Origin of the sequence: Actinomadura sp. NPDC049753 (assembly GCF_040674655.1) — a bacterium.
Lineage (GTDB): Bacteria > Actinomycetota > Actinomycetes > Streptosporangiales > Streptosporangiaceae > Spirillospora > Spirillospora verrucosospora.
In genome coordinates, this window is the sequence record NZ_JBFARL010000327.1 from 1 (window position 1) to 5,150 (window position 5,150).

The 5,150-nt window shown below is 73.3% G+C and carries 5 protein-coding genes; 3 read left to right on the plus strand and 2 right to left on the minus strand.

Features of this window, described 5'->3' with window-relative positions; all coding sequences use genetic code 11:
* Together AB0K37_RS39965 and AB0K37_RS39970 are read left to right on the plus strand one after the other, a co-directional pair.
* On the plus strand, positions 1-800 hold an 800-nt coding region (locus tag AB0K37_RS39965; protein ID WP_363990841.1), incomplete at its 5' end, for a SelB C-terminal domain-containing protein.
* Positions 801-848: 48 nt separating this feature from the next.
* Complete coding sequence (locus tag AB0K37_RS39970) at positions 849-2,042, plus strand: RtcB family protein (RefSeq protein ID WP_363990844.1); 1,194 nt, start codon at positions 849-851, stop codon at positions 2,040-2,042.
* A gap of 52 nt (positions 2,043-2,094) precedes the next feature.
* Here AB0K37_RS39970 and AB0K37_RS39975 read toward each other — a convergent pair whose 3' ends face one another.
* Positions 2,095-2,877 carry a hypothetical protein gene (locus tag AB0K37_RS39975; RefSeq protein WP_363990847.1) on the minus strand — a complete coding sequence of 261 codons (783 nt, stop codon included), beginning with the start codon at positions 2,875-2,877 and terminating at the stop codon, positions 2,095-2,097.
* A gap of 245 nt (positions 2,878-3,122) precedes the next feature.
* Positions 3,123-3,950, minus strand: a complete 828-nt coding sequence (locus AB0K37_RS39980) for a lysophospholipase (RefSeq protein ID WP_363990850.1) — start codon at positions 3,948-3,950, stop codon at positions 3,123-3,125.
* Between the two features lie 107 nt (positions 3,951-4,057).
* Between AB0K37_RS39980 and moaA the strand changes: the two genes are divergently transcribed.
* Positions 4,058-5,047 (plus strand): GTP 3',8-cyclase MoaA, encoded by a 990-nt coding sequence (gene moaA, locus AB0K37_RS39985; RefSeq protein ID WP_363990853.1) that lies wholly within the window; start codon positions 4,058-4,060, stop codon positions 5,045-5,047.
* The last annotated feature ends 103 nt before the right edge of the window (positions 5,048-5,150 follow it).

The following is a 5,150-nucleotide window of genomic DNA, read 5'->3' on the forward strand; positions in this document are numbered from 1 at the left end:
AGGACGCTCAGGACGGTCATGGCCAGCGAGACCAGGACCAGTTCGCCCAGCAGGAGGGCGATCAGGACGCCGTTGAGCGGGACGCCGACCGGGGCAGCCGCCGGAGCACGCCGTGCCGGCGCTCGGAGCTGTCGGTCATGGGCTGTGCGCCGCCGCCCGGCGCCGTCGCCCTGGACGGCGAGTGGGTCGCCGACCCGGCGCACTGGCGGTCGCTGTTCGAGCGGCTCGCGGAGGAGACGGCCCGGCACGCCGCCGAGAGCCCCAGCGCCCCCGGCATCCCGCTGGAGTCCGTCCGGCTGCGCCTCGCCCTTCCCTCCCGGCAGCTCGCCGCCGCGCTCGTCCGGCCGCCGCTGCGCCTGGACGCGGGACGCGTCTACGGCCCGTCCCCGGGCCCCGGCGCGGGGTCGGCCGCCGAGCCCGCGCCGGCGGCGGTCGCCGCGGAACCGCCGCCGCCCTGGGCCGCGGCCGTGCGGCGCCTCCGCGCCCTCCTCGCGGACACCCCGTTCGAGCCCCCCAGCGCCGAGCGCCTCGAAGAGCTGGGCCTCACGGACGACGTCCTCGCGGGGGCCGAGCGCGCGGGCGCCGTCCTGCGGATCGACGACGGCGTCGTGCTGCTCCCCGGCGCCGACCGGGAGGCGCTGCGCGTCCTGTCCGAACTCCCGCAGCCGTTCACGCCCGCCCAGGCCGGCGACGCGCTCGGAACCGGCCGCGACGTCGCCGTCGCCCTGCTGCGCCACCTCGACCGGCTCGGCCTCACCGAGCGCCGCCAGGGCGAAAACCGGTTGAACCGGGACGGGTGACTCTGGCGTCATAGATCGCGGTCCGGTTCCGTCGATCAAGGAGTGCGAATGCCGTACCAGACCCTGAAGGGCGGCCGCGTCCCGATCCGGATGTGGACCGACCCCGACACCGTCGAGGACCTCGCCCTCGACCAGCTGCGCAACGTCTCCGCCCTGCCGTGGGTGGAGGGCCTCGCGGTGATGCCCGACGTCCACTACGGCAAGGGCGCCACCGTCGGCTCGGTGATCGCGATGCGGGACGCGGTGTCCCCGGCCGCCGTCGGCGTCGACATCGGCTGCGGGATGACCGCCGCGAAGTCGTCGCTCACCGTCGAGGACATGCCCGACGACCTGTCCGGCCTGCGCGCGCGGCTGGAGAAGGCGATCCCCGTCGGGCGCGGCTCGCACAGGACCGCCGTGGACCCGTCGGCGCTGCCGGGCCTGAAGGAACGGGGCTGGTACGACTTCTGGAAGGCGTTCGACGACCTGCACCCGGCGGCGCGGTCCCGCCTCGGCCGCGCCCGCTCGCAGATGGGCACGCTCGGCGGCGGCAACCACTTCCTGGAGCTGTGCGCGGACGACGACGGCGCGATCTGGCTCGTCCTGCACTCGGGGTCGCGCAACATCGGCAACGAGCTGGCCGAGCACCACATCGAGGCCGCCCGCAAGCTGCCGCACAACCAGGACCTGCCGGACGGCGACCTCGCCGTGTTCCTCACCGGCACCGCCAAGATGGACGCCTACCGGCACGACCTGTTCTGGGCGCAGGAGTACGCGCGCCGCAACCGCGCCGTCATGACCGCGCTCGCGCAGAACGTCGTCACCAGGCAGTTCGGCGAGAAGCGCTGCAGGTGGGGCGAGGTCATCTCCTGCCACCACAACTACGTGGCGGAGGAGGAGTACGGGGGCGTCGAGCTGCTCGTCACCCGCAAGGGCGCGATCCGCGCGGGCGCCGGCGACCTCGGGATCATCCCGGGCTCCATGGCGACCGGCACCTACATCGTCCGCGGCCTCGGCAACGAGACCGCCTACAACTCGGCCTCGCACGGCGCGGGCCGCAGGATGAGCCGCAACAAGGCCCGCAAGCACTTCACGGTCGAGGACCTGGTCGAGCAGACCAGGGGCGTCGAGTGCCGCAAGGACAGCGGCGTCATCGACGAGATCCCCGGCGCCTACAAGGATCTGGAGACGGTGATCGAGGCCCAGTCCGACCTCGTCGAGGTCGTGGCGCACCTCCGCCAGCTCATCTGCGTGAAGGGCTGACCCCGGCGGGGCGGCCGTGCCCGGCGGCCCGCCCCCCGCGGGCCGCCGGGCCCTACTTCAGCAGCTGGGCCGTGTCGCTGTAGGCGTCCAGGTGCTCGGCGTGCGTCAGCCGGTAGGCGCCGGAATGGAAGTAGCTCGCCCACCGCAGCGGGCGGCCGAGGCTCGCGCGGGCGCGGCCCCAGTCGGTGACCGACCGCATCCACCGATCGGACTTGGTGACGTCCCAGGAGGCGTCGACGCCGTACTCGGCCAGGCCCAGGGAGATGCCGCGGGCGTCGGCGAACTGGCAGACCCGCCGCGTGCGGACGTCCATCGGGGCGGCGTCCGCGGTGGAGGTGATCTCCCCGATCGGGTACTCGTCGATCGCGATGAAGTCGACCATGCCCGAGCCTGGCCAGTAGTTCCGCAGAGCCGACTGCGGATCGGAGTAGGGCAGGTTGCACGAGTAGTTGGTGAAGCACACCCCCACCTTCACCCCCACCGCGCGGAACGGCGGCGCCGACCGCTTGTAGAGGCTGATGAAGGCGTCACCGGACATGTTGTCGACCGGCTCGTGATAGATGATCACGTCGCACTGGGCGCCCTTGTCGACGATGTCGGACGCGAGGGCCTGCAGCGTCGACAGCGGCGTCGACATCGTCGGCTTGATGCTGTAGACGCTCCTGCGCACGCCCACGTCGTAGCGGAGTTGCGAGGCGCCCACCGAGGACGGCGGGGCCCCGTCGTAGCAGCGGCGGACCGGCATGGGGCGGTCCGTGAGCGTCTCGAACGCGCTGATCGCCGCCGCCCACGTCTGGCCGGTGAGGGGGGTGACGGCCGCCCCCACCAGCGTCATGCGACACCGCTCTCGCGGAGGGCCGCGGGCCGGCGCTCCGCGCTCGCGAGCGCCCGGTGGTCGATCCTCGTTCGGCTCATGCGCGCGTCCCCCCTTGGATCGCGAGACGATTCCTCTCGGTGAAGATAATGCTACGTAGAGCGATATTGACTCCGCGGTCTTCTTTATGTGGCCATGCCAGTCAGGATGGGGTGGCCGCGAAGGACGGCGGGCGCGCCGCGGCGGGTCGTCGACGCTCGTCCGGGTCAGGCGCCGGACCGGGGCGCTCCCGGCAGGACGCGGTCGATGAAGGCGGTGACGTCGGCGAGGACCTCGTCGCGGTTCGTCTCGTTGAAGACCTCGTGGCGGGCGCCTGGATAGAGGCGCTCGGTGAGGTCGTCCCCGCGGATCGCCTCGATGCCGACGCGGGTGTCCCGCGGGCGGACGAGCTCGTCGGCGTCGCCGTGGACGTAGAAGGTCGGCAGCGCGCCCAGGGAGCCGTGCTCGCCGACGCGGCGCAGGGCGGCGTCCAGCGCCCGGACGGTGGGCTTCTTGAACGGGCCGTGCCAGATCAGCGGGTCCTCGGTGTAGGCCCTGCCGACGGCGGGGTCGCGCGAGAGCGTCGAGGTGTCGATCGGCTCGTCCGGCATCGCGTCGAGCGGCAGCAGCTCCTCGACGACGTGCCAGCGGCCGAGGACCGGTCCGGACAGCACGAGCGCGGCGAGGCCGTCGCCGTGGAGCTGGGCGTACCGGGTCGCGATCAGCCCGCCCATGGAATGGCCGATCATGACGACGGGCAGGCCCGGGTGGTCGCCGCGGGCCGCCTCCACGACCGTGTGCAGGTCGGCGACGACGTCCTCGAAGTCCTCCACCAGCACGCGCTCGCCGGCCGAGCGGCCGTGGCCCGCGTGGTCCGGCCCGCAGACGACGGCCCCGTGCCGCACCAGGAAGTCCGCGACATGGCCGTAGCGGCCGAGGTGCTCGCCGTAGCCGTGCACGAGCACCGCGACGTAGCGCGGCTCGCCGTCCGCCCAGCTCCGGGCGGTGACCGCTCCCCGCGTGCCCGCGAACTCCCACTCCCGCGACGTCGCCACTCCGGCCTCCCTGCGCCCCGATGGAAGATCACCGTCTCCCGAGGGGGATCGGATCGTCAACCACCGCAATAGGCTGGAGATCCAGACCGCGACAGGAAGGGGTGCCCGTGCTGGTCGACACCTTCGGCCGTACCGCGACGGACCTGCGGGTCTCCCTCACCGACCGGTGCAACCTGCGCTGCTCGTACTGCATGCCGCCCGAGGGGCTGGACTGGCTGCCGAAGCCGGAACTGCTCACCGACGACGAGGTCGTCCGGCTGGTCGGGCTCGCCGTGCGCGACCTCGGCGTCACCGAGGTCCGCTACACGGGCGGCGAACCGCTCCTGCGGCGCGGGCTCGCCGGCATCGTGCGGCGGACGGCCGAGCTGACGCCGCGCCCCCAGACCTCGCTGACCACCAACGGCATCGGGCTCGACCGGCTCGCCGCGCCGCTGGCCGAGGCCGGGCTCGACCGGGTGAACGTCTCCCTCGACACCCTCGACCGCGAGACCTTCCGGCGCCTCGCGCACCGCGACCGGCTCGCCGACGTGCTGGAGGGACTGGCGGCGGCGCGCCGGACGGGCCTCGCACCGATCAAGATCAACACCGTGCTGATGCGCGGGATCAACGACCACGAGGCCGTCCCGCTGCTGCGGTACTGCCTGGAGCAGGGCTACCGGCTGCGGTTCATCGAGCAGATGCCGCTGGACGCCCAGCACGGCTGGACCCGCGATAACATGATCACCGCGGACGAGATCCTGGACCGGCTGTCCGCCGAGTTCGACCTCGTTCCCGACACCGGGCACGAGCGCGGCAGCGCCCCCGCCGAGTCGTTCCTGGTCGACGGCGGCCCCGAGACGGTCGGCGTGATCGGCTCGGTCACCCGGCCGTTCTGCGGGGCCTGCGACCGGGTGCGGCTCACCGCCGACGGACAGGTCCGCAACTGCCTGTTCGCCACCGAGGAGTCCAACCTGCGGGACGCGATGCGCGGCGGCGCCGACGACGCCGAGCTGGCCGAGCGGTGGCGCCGGGCCGTGCGGACCAAGCGCGCCGGGCACGGCATCGACGACCCGGCGTTCCTCCAGCCCGCCCGGCCCATGTCGGCGATCGGCGGCTGAGCCGCGTGGACGCCGGCACGCCAGGGGGTCAGGTGCGGCGACCTCGACCTGTGGGCGCATCGGTAGCCGCATCCTGTGCATGTCGGTGCCCTCCGACAGAATC

Excerpts from the sequence above, each read along its gene's own strand:
- AB0K37_RS39970 (WP_363990844.1), top strand. The coding sequence starts at position 849 with ATGCCGTACCAGACCCTGAAGGGCGGCCGCGTCCCGATCCGGATGTGG.
- AB0K37_RS39975 (WP_363990847.1), bottom strand. The coding sequence starts at position 2,877 with ATGACGCTGGTGGGGGCGGCCGTCACCCCCCTCACCGGCCAGACGTGG.